The sequence below is a fragment of the Colwellia hornerae genome, assembly GCF_007954355.1.
In the GTDB taxonomy this organism is placed as follows: Bacteria; Pseudomonadota; Gammaproteobacteria; order Enterobacterales; family Alteromonadaceae; genus Colwellia_A; species Colwellia_A hornerae.
In genome coordinates, this window is sequence record NZ_VOLR01000017.1 from 38,663 (window position 1) to 63,162 (window position 24,500).

A 24,500-nucleotide genomic window follows, 5' to 3' on the forward strand; every position below is an offset into this window, starting at 1 on the left:
TTATCATCCTAAAACATAAAATTCATTTAGCCATCTAAATAGCTAACTTAATAAAGTCACCTTATGATCTTTCCAAGCATGATGCACGATTTATTTATATTAATTAACACAACACAAGCTATTGAAACAAGTTCATTTGATCACTGGTTAATTTTTCAAAACTACTACCCACAAAAGGTAAAATAGCATCAGCAACCGTCGCTAATTGGCGATCGATATAAAACTGGTAGTCGAGTGGCGCATTAACATAACCTTTGGCTTGCGGTCCAGAGGTCGTAATCAGGTACTCTATCCAACCACGTTGCTGATATTTTTGCGGTTGATTATTTATTTTGTTTATATCATCGGCTAATCGTGCCGCTTTGACATGGGGTGGCACGTTTTTAATATAATGATCTAACTGCCTGCGAATACGTTTACGATATACCAGTAAATGATCTAATTGCCCTGCTGATGTTTGAGCAACAATACTGCGAACATAATCGGCAAAAGGTTCGCCGTTAAATATTTTTAAATACAACTCTCGTTGAAAGGTTTTAGCCAGTTCAGTCCAATCGGTGCGGACACTTTCTAAGCCTTTAAAAATCAATTCTGATGTCCCCTTCTTTTCAACCATGCCAGCATAACGCTTCTTGGTACCAACATCTTGTCCTCTGATGGTGGGCATCAAAAATTGGCTAAAATGTGTTTCAAACTCAATTTCAAGTTGGCTTTCTATCGCAAAATCTTTTTTAAGCGTTGCTTGCCACCTAAGATTAATTTTATCTTGTAAGGCTTTACCCAGCGTTTGGCATTGCTGGAGGGTAAGATCATCATCAACACTGACAAAAATAGAATCGGTATCACCATAAATGACTTGATAACCATCATCTTCTAACCACATTTTAGTGGTGATTAATAATTCATGGCTTCGTTTAGTGATTGAGCCCGATAAACGTGGATCAAAAAATCGACATCCCGTTGAGCCTAATACGCCATAAAACGAATTCATAATAATTTTTATCGCTTGTGACAATGCGGCATTTTTATCTTTTTTAGCGATATCACGCTCTAACCAAAGTTCGTTAATAATTTCAGGTAAAAAGTGTTTATCTCTAGAGAAATAAGCACCATCAAAACCTTTAATACTATTTTTCGGTGATTTTAACCCTTCAATTAGGCCCATAGGATCAATATTAAAGCTTCGAATAATAGAGGGGTAAAGGCTTTTAAAATCCAGCACTAGTACATTTTTATATAAACCCGGAATAGAGTCCATCACATAACCACCAGGAGAAACCAGTCCTTGCAAGCCATCACCCATATTGGGGGCAATATAACCACTGCGGTGTAGTTTAGGTAAGTATAAATTGGTGAATGCGGCCACAGATCCGCCAATACGGTCTATAGATAAACCGGTTAATTTGGCGCGTAAACGTGTGAACTCAAGTAATAAAGACTGTTCAAAAATAAGGGTAACTAAATGGCAATCTTCAAGGTTATAGGCCGCTAAAGCTAGCTTGTCATCGGCAAAGTTGTCGTTAATTTCTTGCATTCTATTGTCAACATCATCGACTTTTTTCCCTTTACCTAATAAAGCATTGGCAACAAAATCAAGGGAAAAACTCGGAAAGTTATAAGTAGCATTTTTGAGTAAATCAATACCATCAAGGACCACTCTGCCAGCAACATCAATAAATTTTTGCTCATTTTGACTACCGCCTGCCGAACGTGTCCGCCAGCGAGGCGACTTAGCGTTGCGACCAATATTAAAAGCAATGTTATAAATATCACAGCGTTTTTGTAGTAAATTAAAATCAAAATTAATCACATTCCAACCAATAAAAATATCGGGGTCGTGGGTTTTTATCCACGCGATCAGCGCAGCCAAAAGTGCTTGTTCATTGTCAAGCCAAACAATGTGTTGTGCAATTTCTGTCGCCTCTTCATCTGACAATTTTGACTGCGTTGCTTTTGCTATAACATTATTTTGATCACCGATCATCAAAACACACTTTATCGACTTACCATCAGACATTTTATGCGAATGTAAACCAATAGAATAAAGCTCCCCCGCCATTGAACACTCAATATCAAGGGATACCATAGTTAAAGCAATGTCATCTAATAATTGAGCCTTATCTGTTGCACGACATTTATTACAATAAAAAGTAGCAAAGTTACTTTGCGGAAATTGTTTGGGTAGTTCGGTTATCGGTTGCGCTATCGACTGAGGAATAAATTCAATACCAGAGGTAATAAAGCGCTCCATTAAAAAACGTTCATCGGGGCGAAAATCGTCTTCATAGCATTTTATCTGTGCTTGTTTTAAAGCATCACGTGCGCGATAGAAGTCACGCATCGTTGAAAAGTAGAAGCCACTGACCAGTTGTTGGTTAAAGGTTTTAAGCGCAAGCGGGTTAACTTTAGCTGTTAATATACGCTGTTCGGACAGTAGGCTTTGCGCTTGTACTTGTTGTCTTTGTTCAACAAAAAATAATGCTTGCTGATTTTGTACAATAATATTAACAGCACCTTGCAGGGTTTTTACCCATAAAGATAATTCAATACCTTGTTTGGTATCATAAGCTTGACGGGTTAATAAAAAGCCATAATTCGAGCTAGGCGTTAATTTTTCGACAGTTAATGACATTAATTATTTTAATTCGTTGCGGATAACGATAAACTGTTAATATATACAGCAGTATATACTCATCCTATTTGAAGATACAGGATTTAGGCTATTTAAGTAGCATGAGTATATAACCAAATGAACCCTAAATGGCTAACAGCATGCTAAGCGATAAAATTAAAGCAGCAATTCGCACATCGTATAAAACCATAGGTGAAAACCTAGAAAACTTTCATCCAAGAAAACAGCAAACTTTTTTGATTGCCGAAATAGCTAAAACCCTCGCGGGAGAATACGATAAAGCGCGAAAAATTATTACCATTGAAGCCGGCACCGGTACGGGTAAATCGTTAGCTTATTCATTAGGCGCTATTCCGTTAGCGATGTCACGTCAAAAAAAGGTCTGTATTTCTACCGCAACAGTTGCGTTACAAGAGCAGTTAGTTGACAAAGACTTACCCTTCTTAAAGAAACATTCAGGCTTGGATTTTAATTTCACCTTAGTCAAAGGTCGCCAGCGCTATGTTTGTCGCCAGAAATTAGCGCTTGCCGTCAGTCAAGAAGATTCACCTCAGGCTGGTTTCACCTTTGCGCAAAAACCTGATGCCATGGATATAAAGTTATTACATCATTTGCATAAAGCGTTAACGGATAATAAATGGCAAGGCGATCTAGATTCTTGGGCTGATCCTATTCCTCATCATTTATGGCAACAAATTCAATGTGACAAACACAGCTGTTTAAAACATGTAGCCGAACACACCCATTGCCCTTTTCATAAAGCACGAGAAACTATGGACTCTGCCGATGTGTTGGTGATAAACCATAGCTTATTACTGGCCGATTTAGAGCTCGGTGGTGGCGTTATCTTACCCTCACCAGAAGACACCTTTTATATTATTGACGAAGCACATCATCTGCCTAAAGTAACCCGGGATCATTCAAGTGCCAATGTTACCATCAAAGGCGCCATTGACTGGCTAACCAAGTTAAAAGAAACTGGCGATAAAATGGCGAAATTAATAAAGTCGACATCAGCCATTTCACCCTCGTTAAAGTTAGGGGACGATTGCCAAGATTTATTAATGGAAATGCAAAAAGTAGCCAACTTTATAGAAAACAATCAAGCGTTATATTTTAATGAAAAAGCTAAAGAAAATAACCGTTTTTCACGTGATGATGATGCGGCATTATACCGTTTTGAAAACGGTATCATTCCACCAAACTTAAAAAATTGGTCTCAAGATTTAGCCGAACTCAGTAAAAAATGTTTAGCACATTGCAACAAGCTTTATAACTTATTGATGGAGTCAGTAAAAGACGGAGAGTGTAAAATGTTTATTGCTGAACCCTTGCTTGCTGAAGCCGGTTTTATGATCCAGCGCTTAGAGAATTTTAACTCGCTATGGAAAATGTATGCTAAAACAGATAGTGAGAAAGGCGCTCCCATGGCAAGGTGGTTAGAGAAGCTTACCGGAAAGCGTAGCGATTTTTTAGTGTCGGCCTCTCCTATTGAAGTCGGCTTTACTCTTGAAGATATTCTCTGGTCAAAATGTGAAGGGGCGGTATTATGTTCAGCTACCATTCTAGCTTTGAATTCCTTTGAGCATTTTCGCCGTCAGGTTGGTTTACAAACTAATGATGGCTCACAATATCAAAAGGTCGACTCACCGTTTGATTATCAAAATAATGCGCAACTTGTTATCGCTAAAATGAAAAATGAGCCAAGCAGCCCTCAGTTCACCGATGAATTAATCAACGAGTTACCGGTGTTAATTAAACAAGAAAAAGCCTGTTTAGTGCTATTTTCTTCGTATTGGCAAATGGAGCAAGTGGCTAAAGCCTTGCGAGAGCAGCACAAAATGGAGATTCTGGTTCAGGGTGAACAGTCACGTCAACACATTATCGAAGCGCATCGAAAACGCTGTGATGAAGATAAAACCAGTATAATTTTTGGCACACAAAGTTTTTCTGAGGGTCTAGATTTACCCGGTAAATATTTAACTAATTTGATTATTACCAAATTACCCTTTTCCGTGCCGACATCACCGGTTGAAGAAGCCCAAGCTGAATACATTACCACTAAAGGGGGCAACCCTTTTATGTCAATTTCAGTGCCTGAAACTTCAAAAAAATTGATTCAAGCGACCGGACGCTTACTGCGCAATGAAAAAGATACCGGTATCATAACTTTAATGGATAAACGCTTAGTGACTAAACGTTATGGCAAGCAATTACTTGATTCTTTACCGCCATATCGAATTATTTCAAAAGGATAAGCTGTGACTAATTTCACTAAAACGACAAAAGCGTCAAACTCAACTAATCGTCGATTATCGAAGAGTCGCTCATTAAAAGACGTTAAGCCTCGTCCTGCTCCAGCAGACCGAGTTTTGGTACTATTTAATAAACCCTTTGATGTACTCTCACAATTTACCGACGATCAGCAACGTAAAACCTTAAAAGACTTTATTCCGGTAAAAGAGGTCTATGCAGCGGGGCGTTTAGACCGCGACAGTGAAGGCTTATTGTTGCTAACAAACGATGGAAAATTGCAGCATAAACTGACTAATCCAAAAGAAAAAACAGAAAAAACCTACTGGGCACAAGTCGAGGGTGTGCCCCAGGAAGTTGACTTACAAAAGCTTCGTAATGGTGTAGAACTTAAAGATGGCCAAACCTTACCAGCTAAAGTGAAAGTGATCAGTGCACCAGAGCTTTGGCCACGTAACCCGCCAATACGCGAGCGGGCAAGTATTCCAACGACATGGTTAAGTATCTCAATTACTGAAGGTAGAAATCGACAAGTACGTAGAATGACCGCCGCTATTAACTTTCCAACACTGCGACTTATTCGTTACAGCATAGGTAAATACAGCCTAGACGGTATCGAAAATGGACATTACCAACAACTTAAAGCTGAGTAATAACATGACGCTAACGGTTAATACCATTACTAATGACCATGGCGAAGATCAATTTAAGCCCAACGCTACTGTTGCTGCTATTATCGTTCATCAAAATAAGTTTTTACTGGTTGAAGAAATTGAAAAGGGTAAAAAAGTCTTTAACCAGCCTGCTGGCCATTTAGAGGCTAATGAAAACCTAATTAGTGCCATTGAACGAGAAGTACTAGAAGAAACCGGCTTAACGCTAACACCTGATTACGTTTCAGGTATTTATTACTTTTATCGCCCGGAAATTAATCTTTACTACCTGAGATTTTGTTTTGTTATCGAAGTTAATGAGTTTCTTCACAGTTCTCCACAAGATGATGAAATTATTGCCACCCATTGGCTAACATTCGATGAAATAAAAGCAAAGTCAGTGCAATTACGCAGCACGCTAGTTTTAGAATGTATTGAAGATTACTTATCTGTTTTGAAAAATGGAAAAAAAATATCATTATCTTCATTAAAATCCAATCTTTAATCTATGCCGCTAAATCCTGACATGCTATAATTTTTCGCCTTTTTCCTTAGATTTGTACTTTTAATGTCATCATCAGTATCATCGAGCGCTGAAAACCAAAACACTGCGCCTATAAGTAAAGCACCACACGACACCAAAGTTATTGTTGGTATGTCTGGCGGTGTTGACTCCTCTGTTTCTGCACACTTATTGATTGAACAAGGTTATCAAGTTGAAGGCCTGTTCATGAAAAATTGGGAAGAAGACGATACCGATGAATACTGTGCGGCAGCCCAAGACCTCGAAGATGCACAACTGGTTTGTGACAAACTTGGCATAAAATTACACACCATCAATTTCGCAACCGAATACTGGGATAATGTTTTTGAGTATTTTTTAGCTGAATATAAAGCGGGCCGAACACCTAATCCTGATATTATGTGTAACAAAGAAATTAAATTTAAAGCCTTCTTAGAGTTTGCTTGTGAAGACTTAGACGCTGACTACATAGCTACGGGACACTATGTGCAACGTGAGTTTATTAATGGTCAGTGGGCAATGTTACGCGGTTTAGACAGTAATAAAGATCAAAGTTACTTTTTATATACGCTAAGCGACGAGCAAGTCGGACGTACTTTATTTCCTGTTGGAAATATCGAAAAACCTGCAGTTCGTGCTATTGCCGAGCAAGCTGATTTAGTTACCCATAATAAAAAAGACAGTACCGGCATATGTTTTATTGGTGAGCGAAAATTCAAAGATTTTCTAGGTCAATATTTACCGGCACAGCCAGGCAAAATTGAATCTGCTGAAGGTGAAGTGATCGGTGAGCACGACGGTTTAATGTACCACACCTTAGGTCAGCGTAAAGGCCTACGTATCGGTGGTTTAGCCAATGCGGGTGAAGCGCCTTGGTATGTGGTTGAGAAAGACTTGATACGTAATGTGTTAATTGTTGGTCAAGGTCATAACCATCCTCGCCTATTCTCTAAAGGCTTAATCGGTAATCAATTACATTTAGTTAATCGAAAACCCCTTGATACGCCAATAAAATGTACCGTTAAAACCCGCTATCGCCAAGATGATGTCCCCTGTCATCTATCTCCGATGAGCGATGGTGAATATTTAGTGATGTTTGATGAAGCACAAAGTTCAGTAACACCGGGACAATCTGTAGTTTTTTATCAAGATAACATTTGTCTTGGCGGCGGTATCATCAATACGCTTATCCGCTAAGTGATAACGAAAAAATAGTTGAGCAGTAATTAGTTATGAACAGTATAAATGAACAAACCCTAACACTTGCCGCCGTTTGCCAAGTCGCTTATTGGGTGCAAAAAATATCTCGTAGTGGGCAAATAGACGAAGACGAACTCGCTTTATTACTTAATAGCGTCATGATCACATCGCCTAAAAACACTATGGAAGTTTACGGTGGTGAAATCAGTCATTTAAAAATAGGCTTAACAACGCTGGTTAACCATTTAGGTAATAAATCAACAAACAAAGATCCCGAAATTACCCGTTATGTGGTGAGCTTACTGGGTTTAGAACGCCGTTTAAGTAAATATAGTGATAAAATGAATGCACTCGGCGAACGAATTAACCAAAGTCAACGTCAATTAGCACATTATGACATTACCAGTGAAACACTCGTTTCTAGCTTAGCGTCGATTTATAGTGATTTGATCAGCCCGCTTGGAACACCTATTCAAGTGGCAGGCGAACCCGCTATATTAAAGCAATCAGTCAATCAACATAAAATACGTGCGCTGTTATTAGCGGGGATTCGCTCGAGTGTATTATGGCGACAAGTCGGTGGACAACGCCGAAGTATTTTATTTTCACGTTCAAAATTAGTTGAATGTGCCGAGCAATTGCTCAAAGCTTGTTAAACAAATTCAAAATTAGTTTTTAACCTTACTTTAAATATTAGGAAAACCCTATGGAACTTTCAGCATTAAGTGCAATATCTCCAGTAGATGGTCGTTATGGCAGCAAAGTTAAGTCATTACGCCCTATATTCAGTGAATTTGGTTTAATAAAATACCGTGTTACCGTTGAAGTTCGTTGGTTACAAAAGCTTGCAGCAACGGCAGAAATTGCAGAAGTTCCAGCTTTTAGCAGTGACGCTACGGCAGTATTAAATGCGATTGTCGATAACTTCGATGAAGTAGACGCGCAACGCATTAAAGATATTGAAGCGACCACTAATCACGATGTAAAAGCAGTTGAGTATTTCTTAAAAGATAAAATTGCCGATAATGCTGAATTAAACGCGGTGACTGAATTTATTCATTTTGCTTGTACATCTGAAGATATTAACAACCTTTCACACGGTTTAATGTTGAATGACTGTAGAAGCGACGTTTTATTACCAGAAATGGATAAAATATTAGCGGCAATTAAAGCATTAGCAATTGAATATAAAACCATTCCAATGATGTGTCGTACTCATGGTCAACCTGCTTCCCCGAGTACTTTGGGTAAAGAAATGGCCAACGTTTATATTCGTCTTAAACGTCAACGTGCCCAAATTGCTGATGTTGAATTATTAGGTAAGATTAATGGTGCTGTCGGCAATTACAATGCACACTTATCAGCTTACCCTGAAGTTAATTGGCATGAATTTGCTAATGAATTTGTTACTTCATTAGGTTTATCGTTTAATCCCTTTACCACTCAAATTGAACCACATGATTACATTGCTGAATTATTTGATGCAATTGCCCGCTTTAACACTATATTAATCGATTTTGATCGTGATATTTGGGGTTACATCGCGATGGGTCACTTTAAACAAAAAACTATTGCAGGTGAAATTGGTTCTTCAACAATGCCACATAAAGTTAACCCAATTGATTTTGAAAACTCTGAAGGTAACTTAGGTATTGCTAACGCATTATTTACTCACCTAGCACAAAAACTACCAATTTCTCGTTGGCAACGTGACTTAACTGATTCAACGGTTTTACGTAACTTAGGTGTTGGTTTTGCTCATGCGATGATAGCTTACGGTGCGACGCTAAAAGGCATTAGCAAGTTACAAGTAAACGAAGCAAACCTAGCCGCTGAATTAGACAGTAACTGGGAAGTTTTAGCTGAACCGGTACAAACAGTAATGCGTCGTTACGGTATAGAAAAGCCGTACGAAAAGTTAAAAGAGCTAACACGTGGTAAGCGTGTAAATGGTGACTCTATGCGCGCTTTCATTATGACGCTTGAATTACCTGATGCGGCTAAAGCACAGTTATGTGAAATGACACCAGCGAGTTACATTGGCCGCGCAGTAGAATTTATTAACGAATTAGATTAATTTCGTTTAGACTTGTTCTGAAAAAAGGAACCGTAAGGTTCCTTTTTTATGTTCAGGATGAACGGTATATCACGGTGGCATGGATGCCAATAAGTGATGATGTTCAGGATGAACGGTATATCACGGTGGCATGGATGCCAATAAGTGATGATGTTCAGGATGAACGGTATATCACGGTGGCATGGATGCCAATGAGTGATGATGTTCTAAATTAACACTGAGAGTAACTAAACCATGCAAAAAATTCATTGGGGCGAACTAACGCCTGAGCAGTTTTTAAAAGAATATTGGCAAAAAAAACCGTTATTAATAAAAGGGGCATTTAAAGACTTTACCGATCCGATCGATGCCAACGAACTTGCTGGACTCGCGATGGAAAGCGAAATAGAATCGCGCATTATTGCCCGTATGAATGGTGAATGGCAAGTAGAGCAAGGTCCTTTTGAATCATTCGATAAATTTGGCGAACAAGACTGGACGCTGCTGGTACAAGCAGTAAATAATTGGTCTCGTGATACCCAATCACTACTCGCGGCGGTTGATTTTATTCCACAATGGCGTATTGATGATGTGATGGTGAGTTTTTCAACACCCAATGGCGGTGTTGGTGCTCATTTAGACCAGTACGATGTCTTTATTGTGCAAGGTGAAGGGAAACGTCGCTGGCAAGTTGGTGCGCCAGATAGTTCTCTCAAGCAGCTATTACCTCACCCTGATTTAAAGCAAGTCTCTAGTTTTGTTGCTGTTATCGATGAAGTAACCGAAGCAGGTGATTTACTTTATATACCACCAAATCATCCACACAATGGCGTATCAATAGAAAACTCCATGAATTTTTCTATTGGCTTTCAGGCTCCAAACAATCAGGAGTTGTGGTCGGGTTTTGCTGATAAATTAATAGATGAAAATCTTGGGGAAAGACGTTTTCCTGATAAAGAACGTACTCTAACCCGTCAGCCCGAACAACTTGAACAAACCGATATCGAAAAGTTAAAGGCTTTTATGAAAGCTCAGCTTGATGACGATAAGTTATTTACGCCTTTTATTGGCAAATATCTTACCCAAAACCACCATGCCTTAGAAATATTAATGCCAGTGACTCCTATTGACAGTGAACAGCTTGCCGATATTCTGGCTGAAGCAGAAAACACTTTAGTGCCTGTTTCAGGAATAAAAAGCTTAATTGTTCCTTTTCAACATCAAGATCTCCAGCCAAATGAAACAAGTTTTTTATACATTAATGGTGAAAGCTTTTTAATTAATAAAGAAACAATCACATTAGCGACATACTTAACAAAACAGCAGACTTTGACCACTAAAAAGGTAAAAAGTTTACTAACAAATTTGAAAAATGAACAATTATTGACTAATGTTCTAAATATGGGCTTTTGGTATGTAGAATAACAATCGGTGGAATAGTTATCATGTCGTTCAGTGTCAGTAGAGTCAAATGGGAACAAGCGGCATCATTATTAAGAGATGTCCGCGAAAAAGTTTTTATTTGCGAATGGCGTATTCCACGAAAAATTGAGTTTGACCGAAAAGACCACTATGCATTTCATGTTTTAGTTTGTGATGATATGACTCAAGAGCCCGTTGCAACGGGCCGTATCTTATCTACGGGGGAAATTTCTCGTATCGCTGTATTAATGTCTTTTAGGAAAAGAAACATCGACCGAGAGGTTGTCAAAGGTTTACTGGCTATTGCAAAAGACCTAAAGCTTGATGAAGTCTTTATTTATAGCCCACTTGAAGATGTTGAATATTTTAGGAAGTTTAACTTTATCAGTGCCGGCGCAGTATTTATGGAGGCTGGTATGCCTCGACAGCGTATGGCATGTGCTGTAGCGGATATAAAAAAATCCACCCGTTTCGCTTTTAATCACTAATTTATTAAACCTTACTCCTTTGATCTGTAACTCTTCTTACTATTTCTGACCCCATTTGTAAATTCTGTGCTTTATTCTATACATTTACCCTAATATAGTGGCAATAATATTTTGATCTGACGGCTAGCGCAACATTAGGCTAAGTGGTATTGTGCGCGTCGAAACAATACAACTCTTATTACAGAAGTAGAAAGAATAATAACAAACCTTTTTACGTGGAGATTTAGAAGTGGCAATTTTTGATTTAGTAGATTTCGACAATCATGAACAAGTTGTTTATTGCAGCGATGATGCAACAGGCTTAAAAGCGATCATTGCAGTACACAGTACTGCACTTGGACCAGCAGCAGGTGGCTGTCGTTTTTGGGATTACGTAAACGATGAAGCAGCATTAACCGATGTTTTACGTTTATCAAAAGGCATGACCTATAAAAATGCTATGGCTGGGTTGAAACTTGGCGGTGGTAAAGGGGTTATTATTGGTAACCCTCGACACTTAAAATCAGATGATTTATTCAAAGCCTATGGTAAAGCCGTTAATAATTTAGGGGGGCGTTACTACACCGCTGAAGACGTAAATATTACTACTGGTGATATGGCTATTGTTAATCAAGTTACCGACTATGTTTCGGGTCTTGAAGGAAAAAGTGGTAATCCAGGTCCATTTACTGCGCTCGGCACTTTTCTAGGTATAAAAGCTGCGGTTAAGTTTAAATTAGGATCTGATGATTTATCCGGTATTAAAGTCGCTGTACAAGGGCTTGGTAGTGTTGGTTATTCACTCTGTGAACGACTTCATGCTGCGGGTGCAAAATTAATCGTTACTGATATTAATCAAGAAATTTTAGATAAAGCCGTTACCGAGTTAGATGCAACGGTTGTTAGCCTTGACGATATTTACAAACAAGATGTTGAAGTGTTTTCACCTTGTGCATTGGGCGCGTCAATTAATGACGATAGCATTGCAGAGCTTAAAGCGGTGATCATTGCCGGCTGTGCTAATAACCAACTTGCAGAAAGCCGCCATGACCAAGTCCTTTTAGACAAAGGTATTTTGTATGCGCCTGACTACGTCATTAATGCTGGGGGAATTATAAATGTTGCCCTTGAAATTTATCCTGAACCTTATTGTGCTGATAAAGCGACAAGTTTGGTCGAAAATATTTATCACACACTAATGAATGTTTTTGTGACAGCGAACGAGAAAAACTTACCAACAGGTAAAGTCGCCGATGAAATGGCGAGAGCTATAATAGCTAACGCTGGCAAGTAATTTTTCCGTATAAACTAAAAAGCCGCACTATATAAATAAAGTGCGGCTTTTTTTTCGCTATAAATTGTTGGCATCAACTATCGCCAACAATTTTATCAACTGATAGACTAATTTACGGGTAATGTTGGTACCTGAATACCCGACATTTCTAGCATTACTCTAACTACCTGACAGCTGTAACCAAATTCATTGTCATACCATACATATAATACAGCGCGGTCGCCATCAACAATCGTTGCTTGAGAATCAACAACACCGGCGTAACGAGAGCCAACCAAGTCAGTAGAAACGATTTCAGTTGAAGCCGTATAATCTACTTGATTTTGTAACGTAGAATTCAATGAAATATTACGTAAGTAATCGTTTAATGCTTCTTTGTCAGTCGACTTTTTCAAGTTCAAATTCATGATAGCCATTGAAACGTTTGGTGTTGGTACACGAATAGCGTTACCCGTTAACAAACCTTTCAATTCAGGTAATGCTTTAGCAACCGCTTTAGCAGCACCCGTTGTGCTAATAACCATGTTTAATGGTGCACTACGACCACGGCGAGGAGCTGGGTGGTAGTTATCAATTAAATTCTGATCGTTAGTATACGAGTGAACCGTTTCAACGTGACCATTCTTAATACCGAACTCATCGTTAATCGCTTTTAACACAGGAGTAATAGCGTTAGTGGTACAACTCGCTGCAGAAACAATTTTGTCATCCGCTAAAATCATATCTTGATTCACGCCATAAACGATATTTTTAATATCACCTTTAGCCGGTGCTGTTAACAATACTTTAGCAACACCTTTTGATTGCAAATGTTGTCCTAGGCCTTCTTCATCACTCCATACACCGGTGTTATCAACAACTAAAGCGTCATTAATACCATATTGGGTATAGTCGATTTCGCTAGGATTTTTTGCATAAATGACCTGAATAAATGCGCCATTAGCTTTAATGACACTATTTTCTTCATCGATAGTAATACTACCGTTAAAGGCACCATGCACTGAATCACGACGTAATAGACTGGCACGTTTTGCTAAATCGCCTTTACCACTTGGGCGAATAACAATAGCACGAAGATTTAATGTCGAGCAGGGTCCTGCACGTTCAATTAACAGACGCGCTAATAAGCGACCGATACGTCCAAAACCATAAAGAACAACATCTTTAGACTTTTGTGGGTCAGTATTTTTATTTATCGAAACTAATTCTTTTTCTAAAAACTGCTCAATTGACAGACCATTCGCTTTACCAAGAAATAAATAACGGTAGGCCAATTTACCGACATCAATACGTGCTGGTGCTAAATCCATGTGTCTTAATGCATCAATAAAAGGAAAGCTTTCACGTAAACGTAATTTACTCTCTTCATGTAAAGCAACAGACTTATGTGCTTTAATGATATCAATTGCAGAAGCATTAACTAATGGACGACCATAAATAGATACTTCGAGACCTTTGTTTCTGAAAAGTTGTCCTATAATAGGTTGCATATTTTCAGCAAATGTTTGGCGTTCTTGCCAGCTAGCTTGGTATTGTTCCTCAAGATGAGAAGTCATTGCGTAAACCTTTTTATTTCAGTCAATTGAACGATGAGTTATTATTAATATTAGCACTAATAACAATAATAATTAATTGCGGCACTATTGTAATCGAACCTGAAAACTTTCGCCACTAGTTACACGTGATTTCACGCTCAAATATGGGACAAAAATGAAGACAACATTAGCCTACTTATCTCTAATTTTTTTATTAACCGCTTGTGATAGCAAGCCAAACTTTGCTGATCTTTGTGACAGTAATGCTGAAATTTGTAATGAATTTAAAGAAGACTCATGGTGTAAGCGTGAACGAATTAAGGTGGGGTTTTCTAATTTAGAGCATAAACTGGCGGCTTCAGATCTACATAAATATCATCAACTCATTGCTTATGAAGATTATGCGCAATGTATGGTTCATGCCTCTAAAATTGAGCATATTAAATTAAAGCATAAACAAACAATGCGAGTAGATAACGCTATTCAAGCACAGAGCCGCATTAAAGAAATATCAAAAGAGACAATGAACTCAAATCACCCTCACCTCCTTTATTATCACTGGTCAAGATATATAAATGAAGAGTCTTTAGCTAGATTTTTAGCACAAGAAGGCAGCAAAGCCCTTGATAATTCAAGGTCGCAATATAACTTAGCGACTCATTATACAAAAATAGATCCGAAAAAAACCTTAACGTTACTTTATCGAGCTTTGCAATTATATCAGCCAGACCAAAAGATAAATCAAGAGATTTTTCAATCTATTGCAACGATATTTATAGAAAAACAAGAAGTTAAAAAAGCTTATCTCTGGTTAAGGATTTTACGATTACATTCGCCAGAAAATGAAGAAGTGACTGAAAAGTCTTTAAATAATTATGTTATTGGTTACAAATTAAACAAAAAATTATTAGATAAAATTGCCAATATAACCTTAGATAAAATTGAGGCAGGAACTTTTGAGTCACCCAAGGTTTAATCAAGAGATTAAACCTTGTCTCTTTAAGTGGCGCTAAACTGTAAACTTAAAGAATTAACACAATAACGTTTACCGGTCGGTTGTGGACCATCATCAAATACATGACCCAGATGAGAGTCACACGTACTGCAAGTGATTTCTGTACGCATCATCCCAAGGCTGTCATCTTCAATGTAGGCGACATTTGGGCTGATAGCGGCAGAAAAACTCGGCCAACCACAACCTGATTGAAATTTGTCAGTCGAAGAAAAGAGTTCCTTTTCACAACAGGCACAATGGTAAACACCGACTAGCCAATGATCGTTATATTCACCACTGAACGGTTGTTCAGTAGCAGCCAAGCGACATACTTGAAAAGCCGCGGGGGTTAACTTATCTTGATAAGGGTCTTTAGACATATATTTTCACCTTTTTATTTTGAATGACCAAATTCGATCATTTCACGCCCAGGGTGGGACCATTCAACATGAAATTTCTTTCCTGGCGCTTGGTCAACCCGTTCAAAAGTATGAGCACCAAAAAAATCTCTTTGTGCCTGTAATAAATTAGCAGGAAGAACCGCGGTACGCATCGCATCATAATAGGTCAACGATGAAGTTATTGCACTGGTTGAAATTCCCATTAAAGCGGTTTCAGCAACAGTTTTACGCCAATTTAATTGATGAGCATTTAATTGCTCAATAAAGAATGCATCTAGCATTAAATTTTCTAACTTAGCATTACGTTTAAAAGCTTCGGTAATAGATTGTAAGAATGCTGCACGAATAATACAGCCTGCTCGCCAAATTTTAGCAATACTGGCAAAGTCTAACTCCCAACCATGCTCTTGCTCTGCTTGTTTCATTAGCTGAAAGCCTTGTGCATAAGCACAAATTTTCGCACAATAAATAGCATCATGTAAACGAGCAATAAACGCGACTTTCTCTTGTGCATTTAACGTTACAGCTTCAGGGCCGTTTAGTAGGCTTGAACTTTGTACTCTTAATTCTTTAAATGAAGAGATAGAACGTGCGTATACCGCTTGGGCAATAGTGGGTGCTGGCGTGCCTAATTCTAAACTGCTCATCGCAGTCCACAAACCGGTACCTTTCTGCCCTGCTTGATCAAGAATTAAATCTACTAATGGGATGTTATCTTCGGTGACTTTATGGCGAAGGACCTCGACAGATATTTCCATTAAATAACTGTCGAGCGGACCTTGGTTCCATTGTTCAAAGATATCAGCAATTTCATCTGTTGATAAATTTAAACCGGCACGTAAAGTATGATACGCCTCACAGATAATTTGCATATCAGCATATTCAATACCGTTATGAACCATTTTCACATAATGCCCCGCACCAGCTGGGCCAATATAAGCAGCACAAGGTTCTCCTTTTTTAATGGTTTCTCCAGGTTTAGTACGTTCTAAAGGTTTACCTGTTTCGGCATCAACCTTAGCTGATATCGCTTCCCATATAGGTTTGATGCGTGACCACGCATAAGGGGAGCCACTGGGCATTAAAGCAGGTCCAAACCGAGCACCGACTTCACCACCTGAAACAGCAGAAGAAAATAAAATAAAATTACTCTTATATTTTTTCTCACGAGCAACGGTATCAACCCACAGACTATTACCCGTATCAATAATAATATCATCGGGTTGAATACCAGCACCAATCAAACTTTCAGAGACTTGATCAACAGGAGCACCAGCAGGCACAGAGAGCACAATAAGATGGGGAGTTTTTAATCGCGATAATAATTCTGTATATGAAGAACAACCGTGAACACGTTGCTTATTTTCACCATTTTCAAATTTATCTTGAGCAATGACACCGAGCACCTTTTCATTATCTAAATCAAAAGCGGCAATACTATAGCCATTGTCGGCTAAGTTTAGCACCAAATTTTTACCCATAACACCAAGGCCAATAAAGCCGATGTCACACAAACTATTGTCTTGTGTCATATTAGAAAGTCCATAAATACTGAGAAATATAATGGTGTGCATACTAACATGAACAAAACTAAGCCACTAGCAATTAAAGCCAGCTTAACCCGTAATAAAACGACCTTTCTATCACTTAAACGCCGAATATGACAAGTATCGCTTGTATAAATCTGAAAATGATGTAATTTTACTACATTATTTTTATTTGGAATTTTAACATGACTATTAAAGTTGGTATCAATGGTTTTGGCCGTATCGGTCGTTTTGTATTTAGAGCTGCTGCGCAGAGAAGCGACATTGAAATTGTCGGTATTAATGATTTAATCGACATTGACTACATGGCTTACATGCTTAAGTATGACTCAACGCATGGTCGTTTTAACGGTACGGTAGAAGTTAAAGATGGTCAATTGATTGTTAATGGTAAAGTTATTCGAGTTAGCGCGGTGCGTAACCCCGAAGAATTAAAATGGGATGAAATAGATGTTGATGTTGTTGTTGAATCAACAGGTTTATTTTTAACCGATGAAACAGCTCGTAAACACTTGATCGCGGGCGCGAAAAAAGTTGTACTCTCAGCACCATCAAAAGACGACACCCCGATGTTTGTCTGTGGTGTAAACCTTAATGAGTACAAAGGACAAGATATTGTCTCAAACGCGTCATGTACCACTAATTGTCTAGCACCCATCGCTAAAGTGCTTAATGATAATTGGGGAATTGAACATGGTTTAATGACGACTGTTCATGCGACTACAGCAACGCAAAAAACTGTTGATAGTCCTTCAGCTAAAGACTGGCGTGGCGGTCGAGGTGCAGGACAAAATATAATCCCTTCATCAACAGGTGCAGCAAAAGCAGTGGGTAAAGTTATCCCTGAATTAAATGGCAAGCTTACTGGTATGGCCTTTCGTGTGCCAACCCCCAATGTCTCTGTGGTTGATCTGACCGTTAATCTTAAAAATAGCGCAAGCTATCAAGAAATTTGTGATGCGATGAAGTCAGCCGCTTATGGCGAGCTAGAAGGTATTCTGGGCTACACCGAGGATCAAGTCGTCTCCAATGACTTCATTGGAGAAACCTGTACCTCAGTTTTTGATGCAGGTGCCGGTATTGCACTGACCGATAAGTTTGTAAAAATTGTATCTTGGTATGATAATGAAATTGGTTACTCGAACAAAGTACTTGATTTAGTTGCTTACGTGAGCGCTTATAAAAATTAATCTTCTTTAGAAAAATAAGTTATATCAAAAAAGCCAAATATCATTATTTGGCTTTTTTATGTAGATAAATGTTAGTCAAAGCCTCTTACTTGAACAAGCCTAACAACAGGTTTTGCCGCACTCACCAATAAACATCCCTATAAAGAAGTTATCTAGCTATAGACTGCCTTTACTTGCCTATAAAAATATATGTGAGGATTGATGTGCAGACTGAGCAAGAAGTCATATAAATAAAAAAGGCTGAAGCACTATCAATAGCGCCTCAGCCTTTTTGGTATTCGCTTTACAAGTTATTTTACATGAGCAAGTGCTTGCTTTGCTAATTCGGTAATTTTAGACCAATCTTTGTTTTTTATTATTTCGTCGGTAACTAACCAAGAGCCGCCACAACAAGCAACGTTTGATAAGGCTAGGTAGTCATTAACATTACTTAAATTAATGCCACCCGTTGGACAAAAACGTATATCAGGGAATGGTCCACCCATTGATTGAATCGCTTTAACGCCACCAGAAGCTTCTGCAGGGAAAAATTTCAAATGGTCATAGCCAAAGTCAATCCCGTCCATCATTTCTGAAATTGATGAAACTCCCGGTATAAGGGCGATATTCCCTTCATTGCCCGCTTTTAATAAATCTTTTGTTAAGCCTGGACTAATTGCAAACTTAGCGCCTGCTTCTTGACAGCGTTGCAGCATTTCACGGTTTGTTACTGTACCTGCGCCGACACAAGCTTCAGGTAACTCTTGGGCGATAATCTTAATCACATCAAGTGCCGCTGGTGTACGCAAAGTCACTTCTAAAACTTTTATGCCTGCAGCGAGTAAGGCTTTAGCAATTGGTAAGGCATCTTCAACATCTTTGATAACAAGAACAGGCACAATAGGCCCCATAGCGAAAATTTCTTTTGGCGATAACTGCCAACTTTTTGTTATGGTCATGATTTATATTTGTCCTTTCATTGAAGATAATTGTTGACGAATATAGGCAGACGCCCCTATCAAACCGGGTTGAGCTTCGGTGATCACATACGTCGGAATATTGTTAATAAAACTAGATAATCGGCCTTTAGCGTCAAAACGCTGTCTAAAGCCACTGCTTTTCATAAAATCTATAAAACGAGGCACAATACCTCCAGCAATATATACACCACCAAAACAACCTAATGTTAAAGCTAAGTTACCGGCAAAGCTGCCTAACGTATTACAAAACTGTAGCAAGGATTTTTCACATAAGGGGCATGAGCCATCAATCGCTTTAACTGATATTTGTTCCGCTGACAAATTACTCTTAGGCTGGTTATCAATTGATAAAAAGGCTTGGTAAATTTGCTCTAACCCTCGACCACAAAGTAATTGCTCATAGGATATTCTATGCTGTTTTGTTTCAAGTAAATAACTTAATATTTTAATTTCATCAGCATCAACGGGAGCAAAGTCGACATGCCCTCCTTCGCCACCTAAACAGCACCAACCGTCGGTGGTCGGTACTAAATTAGCAACACCTAGCCCAGTACCAGGACCACAGATAGAAATGGGTTTATTAGCAATTGCGACCCCTTCACCGATTTGCACTTTCTGTGCTTGTGTGAGCAAAGGTACTGCATGGGCTATTGCGGTATAGTCATTTATTAAAAATAACTGACTAATATTCAATGCTTTTTTTAAGGCCGATTGAGAAAATGTCCATGGCAAGTTAGTCATGGTGATTTGATCTGTTTCAACTGGACAAGCAATCGCTAGACACGCATTGATCACCTTACCCGCATAATTATGTAGCGCCAAGTAAACACTGATAACATCGGCTAAGCTATCATATTGGTCACACTGATAGGTTTTAATATCTGACGTTGTGCCATCGTCATTAACGAGACCAAACCTGATATTAGTCCCACCAATGTCAGCCACTAAATTGAGTATTGACTCACTCACGAAGCTTTACCATCAAGGTAAGTTTCATCAAATAATGAACAGGCACCGGTTTCAGCGGTACTTAAATTACGACGCATAAAACCAAAAAGTTCTCGTCCCATGCCTTGATGATGACCATTGACTTGAAAAATAGCATTATCACGTAGGGCAAGCTCTGCCTCATCAACCAATAAAGTTAATTCTCCGGTTTCGCCGTCAACAAGGATCATATCGCCAGTGTTAACTTTCGCGATCAAACCGCCATCTAAAGCTTCTGGGCATAAATGAATGGCAGCAGGTACTTTACCTGAAGCGCCAGACATACGGCCATCAGTTACCATAGCCACTTTGAAGCCTTTATCTTGTAAAACGCCAAGTGGTGGTGTTAGTTTATGTAATTCAGGCATACCGCGCGCTTTAGGTCCCTGGAATCTAACAACAGCAACAAAATCTTTTTCTAATTCACCGGCATCAAATGCAGCTTGTAATTCATGTTGATCTTCAAAAACCACTGCAGGTGCTTTTATAACAAAGCTACCTTCACGCAATGAAGATGTTTTAATAACAGAAACACCTAGATTCCCCTTAAGAACGCGTAAACCACCAGTCGCTTTGAATGGGGTTGCAACCGTAGCAATAATGCTATCGTCGAGTGATTTTTCAACACAATCAACCCACTTAAGTTCACCGCTCTCTAGAACAGGTTTTTTAGTGTAGCGTGTCAAACCGCGACCACAGATAGTTTCAACATCTTCAAATACTAAACCACCTTCAATCAATTCTCTAAAGAGTAATGCCATACCACCGGCTTCTTGAAATTGATTTATATCTGCTTCACCGTTCGGGTAGATACGTGTTAATAGTGGCACCGTTTCAGATAAATCATTAAAGTCTTGGAAGTTAATGATAATGCCCGCCGCTTTTGCAAAGGCAATGATATGCATGGTTAAGTTCGTTGAACCACCCGTGGCAAGTAACGCGACAATCGCATTAACAATTGAGCGCTCATCAACCATTCTACCAATCGGCATATAGTTGCCCGATTGTTGTGTTAAACGTGTTGCTTGGCGTGCGGCTGCTTTTGTTAATTCTTCACGAAGCTGGGTATTCGGCGCGATAAATGAAGCGCCAGGTAAATGAAGTCCCATGACTTCAACAACCAGTTGATTTGAGTTGGCTGTACCAAAGAAAGTACAAGTACCCGCAGAGTGATACGATGCAGATTCAGCTTCAAGTAGCTCTTCTTCGTTGGCCTCACCTTTAGCATATTGCTGGCGAACCCGTGCTTTTTCTTTGTTTGGCAAACCTGAAGGCATAGGGCCTGCAGGAATAAAGACGGTCGGTAAATGTCCAAAAGTCATACTAGCAATCAATAAGCCCGGTACAATCTTATCGCAGATGCCCAGCATTAATGCGCCATCAAACATATTATGCGATAAGCCAACCGCTGCAGACATTGCAATAACATCTCGGCTCATTAGGCTTAAGTCCATGCCCGGTTGACCTTGAGTCACACCGTCACACATAGCAGGTACACCGGCCGCAAATTGTGCAACACCGCCCGCGTCTCTCACTGCCGCTTTAATAATTGCCGGGTAAGTTTCATAGGGCTGATGGGCCGACAACATATCATTATAAGCTGAAACAATAGCAATGTCTGAGTGATGTATACCGCGTAATGAGGCCTTATCTTCCTTACCACAAGCAGCAAAACCATGCGCTAAGTTACCACACGACAAACCGGCACGATGTACTGTTTGCGAGCTTTCGGCTGCTATCTTAGCTAAATATTTAGCTCTACTGCCTTTACTACGCTCAATAATTTCATTGGTAATAGCGACGATTTTTTCATTCATTTTAATAGTCATATGTTACTCCGCCCAATACACTTGTGTATTGATATCTGGGTTTTGTAAAAATGCCCTTATTGGCATTTCTGTTTGATTGTTACTTGAAAGTGCTTTTTCTAAAACGACCTTTTTACCGGCGCCACAAACATGCAAAATAATATTTTTACTCTGTGCTAAATGCGCGTAAGTAAAGGTTATACGATCGTTAGGGGCTGTTTGAGGAACAACTTTCATTAGGGCATCAGTATTATCGAGTGCAAGTGCTGATGATATTTGCTCACTACACGGAAATAAAGAAGCGGTGTGTCCATCTTCTCCCATGCCAAGAATAAGCACATCTAATGGTAACAAGTTGTTTTTAGCATCAGTATTTAATTGCGCTAATGTTGCTTGGTTACATTCACCCGCTTTTTTAAGATGAAAAAAACGTGCTGCAGCTGCTTTATTCTTCAATAGGTTTTCATGTACCAAACGAGTATTACTCGCCTCAGATTCAAACTCAACCCAACGTTCATCCGCTAACGTAACAGTGACGTTTTGCCAATCAATATCTTTAGTCGATAAAGCAGTAAAAAAACCTTTCGGTGTAGAGCCACCAGAAACAGCCAGGCTTGCTTTGCCTTTCTGGCTCAAAGCGTTTGATAAAAGTTCAGCGACATTATTGGCTAAGGCATTATCTAAATCTGTTCGCTGAGCGAAATCATTTAATTGATACATAGTTATTTCCTGAAATTCACATTATCGCTAAAAATTATTTATTCAACCCACTGGCGATCATCACGGGCGATCATTGAAAGTGAAGCAACGGGTCCCCAAGTTCCTGCAGGGTAAGCTTTAGGTGCTTCATTACTTGTCTGCCAGGCTTCAATAATACTATCAGCCCAAGTCCAAGCTGCTTCAACTTCGTCGCGACTAACAAATAACGATTGATTACCGTTAATAACTTCAAGCATCAATCGTTCATATGCATCTACAACACGTTGATTTTCATAAGTTTCAGAGAAACTCAAATCAAGCTTGTTTTCTTGAATATGCATTTGTGATGCGATACCTGGGATTTTGTTCATCATTTGCAATTCAACGCCTTCGTCAGGCTGCAAGCGAATCGTTAATTTATTTGCCGGTAAATCGACATGACTTTCTTTAAAAATATTGTGGGCTTGAGGCTTAAATTGCACCACAATCTCACTGTGCTTAGCGGGCATTCTTTTACCCGTGCGAAGGTAAAAAGGTACGCCAGCCCAACGCCAATTATCAATTTCCGCTTTTATCGCAACAAAAGTTTCGGTATCACTTTTTTGATTAGCATCTTCTTCATTTAAATAACCCGGCACTGGTAGACCATTTAAGTAACCATCTGAATACTGACCGCGAACTGTTTTTTCTTTTACGTTCAAGCGGTTAATGGGCACAAGTGCTTTAACAGCTTTTAACTTTTCAGCACGAATACTTTCCGCACTTAAATCAGCGGGAGGCTCCATCGCTAATAGTGATAAAATTTGTAATAAGTGATTTTGTATCATGTCGCGCATTTGACCTGCGTCATCATAAAAGCCCCATCGACCTTCAATACCAACACTTTCAGCAACCGTTATCTGCACATGATCAATACTATTACGGTCCCAGTTATTGGTAAAAAGGGAATTAGCAAAGCGTAGTACTAATAGGTTCAGTACAGTTTCTTTACCCAAATAATGATCGATACGGTAAATTTGGTTTTCATTGAAATAACGAGAAACTTGGTCGTTAATAACTTTTGATGATTCAAGGCAGTTACCAATCGGCTTTTCCATCACGACACGGTCAGCGTCAGTAATAAGTTTTGCTGATTTTAAGCCATCGGTAATATCACCATAAATAGCAGGAGGCGTTGAAAAATAATAAACACGTGTATCATGGCCACCTTTTAACGTTGCCGCTAAGTTACTATAAGAGACAGTGTCTTTAAAATCTAACTGTTGATAAACCATGCGGTTCACAAAACGAGCAAGTACTGCTTCGTTTAAACCTTCTTTAACAAACTCAGTAAGATTCTCAACAACAAAAGCCGTAAATTCTTCCACCGAATGGTCTTGTCTAGCGACACCTAAAATTCGGCTCTCTACATTTAATAAGCCGGCTTGGTCTAATTGATATAAAGCGGGTAATAATTTGCGACGAGACAAGTCACCAAGTGCACCAAATATAACAATTTCACTGGCAGACTGAAGATCAGAACTTTTCATAAACAATATCTCTTTTTTTGGCTTTATTTATTGAGCACTAATAATAGCTAAAATTATCTCATCAATAAACACAGCACATATTGTAACTAAACTACATTTATCCATAATTTAACGGGTATATTGGCATCAGTAAAGAACTTTTTGTAATTAAATTACATTTTAGGTATTATAGATAAATAACAGCTTTAAGATGCAATTTCACTAAAGGTTCTCTGTTGGTTAGTGGTTATTAGTGTAAAACATGAATTAAAAATTTGCTAAAAATTGCCAATATGTTTTATATTAGCTGTAATTATGAAATAAATTTTCATTATTCTCGTCATTTAGACAGAAAATTAATTACAATTATTG

General features: G+C 38.8%; 20 protein-coding genes. 11 read left to right on the top strand and 9 right to left on the bottom strand.

From position 1 onward, the window contains the following. Positions 1-118 precede the first annotated feature (118 nt). Positions 119-2,632: a DNA polymerase II gene (locus ESZ26_RS12775; RefSeq protein WP_146799872.1), complete on the bottom strand. Its 2,514-nt coding sequence runs from the start codon at positions 2,630-2,632 to the stop codon at positions 119-121. Between the two features lie 140 nt (positions 2,633-2,772). Between ESZ26_RS12775 and dinG the strand changes: the two genes are divergently transcribed. From dinG to ESZ26_RS12820, 9 genes are all read left to right on the top strand, one after another. Beyond that, positions 2,773-4,890 (top strand): ATP-dependent DNA helicase DinG, encoded by a 2,118-nt coding sequence (gene dinG / locus ESZ26_RS12780; RefSeq protein ID WP_146799914.1) that lies wholly within the window; start codon positions 2,773-2,775, stop codon positions 4,888-4,890. Positions 4,891-4,893: 3 nt separating this feature from the next. After that, on the top strand, positions 4,894-5,538 hold the full coding sequence (locus ESZ26_RS12785; protein WP_146799873.1) for a pseudouridine synthase: 645 nt from the start codon (positions 4,894-4,896) through the stop codon (positions 5,536-5,538). A 4-nt stretch (positions 5,539-5,542) separates the two neighbouring features. After that, entirely contained in the window at positions 5,543-6,043 is a 501-nt protein-coding gene (locus tag ESZ26_RS12790) for an NUDIX hydrolase (RefSeq protein WP_146799915.1), read from the top strand. A 63-nt stretch (positions 6,044-6,106) separates the two neighbouring features. Continuing rightward, positions 6,107-7,258, top strand: coding sequence for a tRNA 2-thiouridine(34) synthase MnmA (gene mnmA, locus ESZ26_RS12795; RefSeq protein ID WP_146799874.1), 1,152 nt, complete (start codon positions 6,107-6,109; stop codon positions 7,256-7,258). A 35-nt stretch (positions 7,259-7,293) separates the two neighbouring features. Beyond that, entirely contained in the window at positions 7,294-7,917 is a 624-nt protein-coding gene (hflD, locus tag ESZ26_RS12800) for a high frequency lysogenization protein HflD (protein WP_146799875.1), read from the top strand. 50 nt (positions 7,918-7,967) lie between these two features. Beyond that, positions 7,968-9,338: an adenylosuccinate lyase gene (gene purB, locus ESZ26_RS12805; protein ID WP_146799876.1), complete on the top strand. Its 1,371-nt coding sequence runs from the start codon at positions 7,968-7,970 to the stop codon at positions 9,336-9,338. A 234-nt stretch (positions 9,339-9,572) separates the two neighbouring features. Beyond that, complete coding sequence (locus tag ESZ26_RS12810; protein ID WP_146799877.1) at positions 9,573-10,742, top strand: cupin domain-containing protein; 1,170 nt, start codon at positions 9,573-9,575, stop codon at positions 10,740-10,742. A 20-nt stretch (positions 10,743-10,762) separates the two neighbouring features. Continuing rightward, positions 10,763-11,227 carry a GNAT family N-acetyltransferase gene (locus tag ESZ26_RS12815; RefSeq protein ID WP_146799878.1) on the top strand — a complete coding sequence of 155 codons (465 nt, stop codon included), beginning with the start codon at positions 10,763-10,765 and terminating at the stop codon, positions 11,225-11,227. Between the two features lie 229 nt (positions 11,228-11,456). After that, complete coding sequence (locus ESZ26_RS12820; protein WP_146799879.1) at positions 11,457-12,500, top strand: Leu/Phe/Val dehydrogenase; 1,044 nt, start codon at positions 11,457-11,459, stop codon at positions 12,498-12,500. A 107-nt stretch (positions 12,501-12,607) separates the two neighbouring features. Here ESZ26_RS12820 and ESZ26_RS12825 read toward each other — a convergent pair whose 3' ends face one another. After that, the gene (locus ESZ26_RS12825; protein ID WP_146799880.1) at positions 12,608-14,056 is read right to left on the bottom strand and encodes a glyceraldehyde-3-phosphate dehydrogenase; all 1,449 of its coding nucleotides are present in this window, start codon (positions 14,054-14,056) and stop codon (positions 12,608-12,610) included. 154 nt (positions 14,057-14,210) lie between these two features. Here ESZ26_RS12825 and ESZ26_RS12830 point away from each other — a divergent pair, with 154 nt between their 5' ends. Beyond that, positions 14,211-15,011, top strand: a complete 801-nt coding sequence (locus ESZ26_RS12830; RefSeq protein WP_146799881.1) for a DUF2989 domain-containing protein — start codon at positions 14,211-14,213, stop codon at positions 15,009-15,011. A gap of 23 nt (positions 15,012-15,034) precedes the next feature. Here the strand turns inward: ESZ26_RS12830 and msrB are convergent, their stop codons facing one another. Then, a complete protein-coding gene (msrB, locus tag ESZ26_RS12835; RefSeq protein ID WP_146799882.1) occupies positions 15,035-15,409 on the bottom strand; it encodes a peptide-methionine (R)-S-oxide reductase MsrB in 375 nt (124 codons plus the stop codon). Positions 15,410-15,423: 14 nt separating this feature from the next. Continuing rightward, positions 15,424-16,962 (bottom strand): NADP-dependent phosphogluconate dehydrogenase, encoded by a 1,539-nt coding sequence (gene gndA / locus ESZ26_RS12840; protein WP_146799883.1) that lies wholly within the window; start codon positions 16,960-16,962, stop codon positions 15,424-15,426. Positions 16,963-17,162: 200 nt separating this feature from the next. Between gndA and gap the strand changes: the two genes are divergently transcribed. Beyond that, complete coding sequence (gap, locus tag ESZ26_RS12845; RefSeq protein WP_146799884.1) at positions 17,163-18,167, top strand: type I glyceraldehyde-3-phosphate dehydrogenase; 1,005 nt, start codon at positions 17,163-17,165, stop codon at positions 18,165-18,167. A gap of 290 nt (positions 18,168-18,457) precedes the next feature. On the opposite strand, the gene ESZ26_RS12850 is transcribed toward gap, so the two are convergent. Genes ESZ26_RS12850 through zwf form a run of 5 tightly spaced genes read right to left on the bottom strand, consistent with a single transcriptional unit; the run spans position 18,458 to position 24,149 of the window. Further along, positions 18,458-19,099 (bottom strand): bifunctional 4-hydroxy-2-oxoglutarate aldolase/2-dehydro-3-deoxy-phosphogluconate aldolase, encoded by a 642-nt coding sequence (locus ESZ26_RS12850; protein WP_146799916.1) that lies wholly within the window; start codon positions 19,097-19,099, stop codon positions 18,458-18,460. Positions 19,100-19,108: 9 nt separating this feature from the next. After that, positions 19,109-20,095: a glucokinase gene (locus tag ESZ26_RS12855; RefSeq protein WP_146799885.1), complete on the bottom strand. Its 987-nt coding sequence runs from the start codon at positions 20,093-20,095 to the stop codon at positions 19,109-19,111. Further along, positions 20,092-21,930, bottom strand: a complete 1,839-nt coding sequence (edd, locus tag ESZ26_RS12860) for a phosphogluconate dehydratase (protein WP_146799917.1) — start codon at positions 21,928-21,930, stop codon at positions 20,092-20,094. Before edd ends, ESZ26_RS12855 begins: the two co-directional genes overlap by 4 nt. Positions 21,931-21,945: 15 nt before the next feature. Next, positions 21,946-22,641, bottom strand: a complete 696-nt coding sequence (gene pgl / locus ESZ26_RS12865) for a 6-phosphogluconolactonase (protein WP_146799886.1) — start codon at positions 22,639-22,641, stop codon at positions 21,946-21,948. A 38-nt stretch (positions 22,642-22,679) separates the two neighbouring features. After that, positions 22,680-24,149, bottom strand: a complete 1,470-nt coding sequence (zwf, locus tag ESZ26_RS12870) for a glucose-6-phosphate dehydrogenase (RefSeq protein ID WP_146799887.1) — start codon at positions 24,147-24,149, stop codon at positions 22,680-22,682. Between the last annotated feature and the right edge of the window lie 351 nt (positions 24,150-24,500).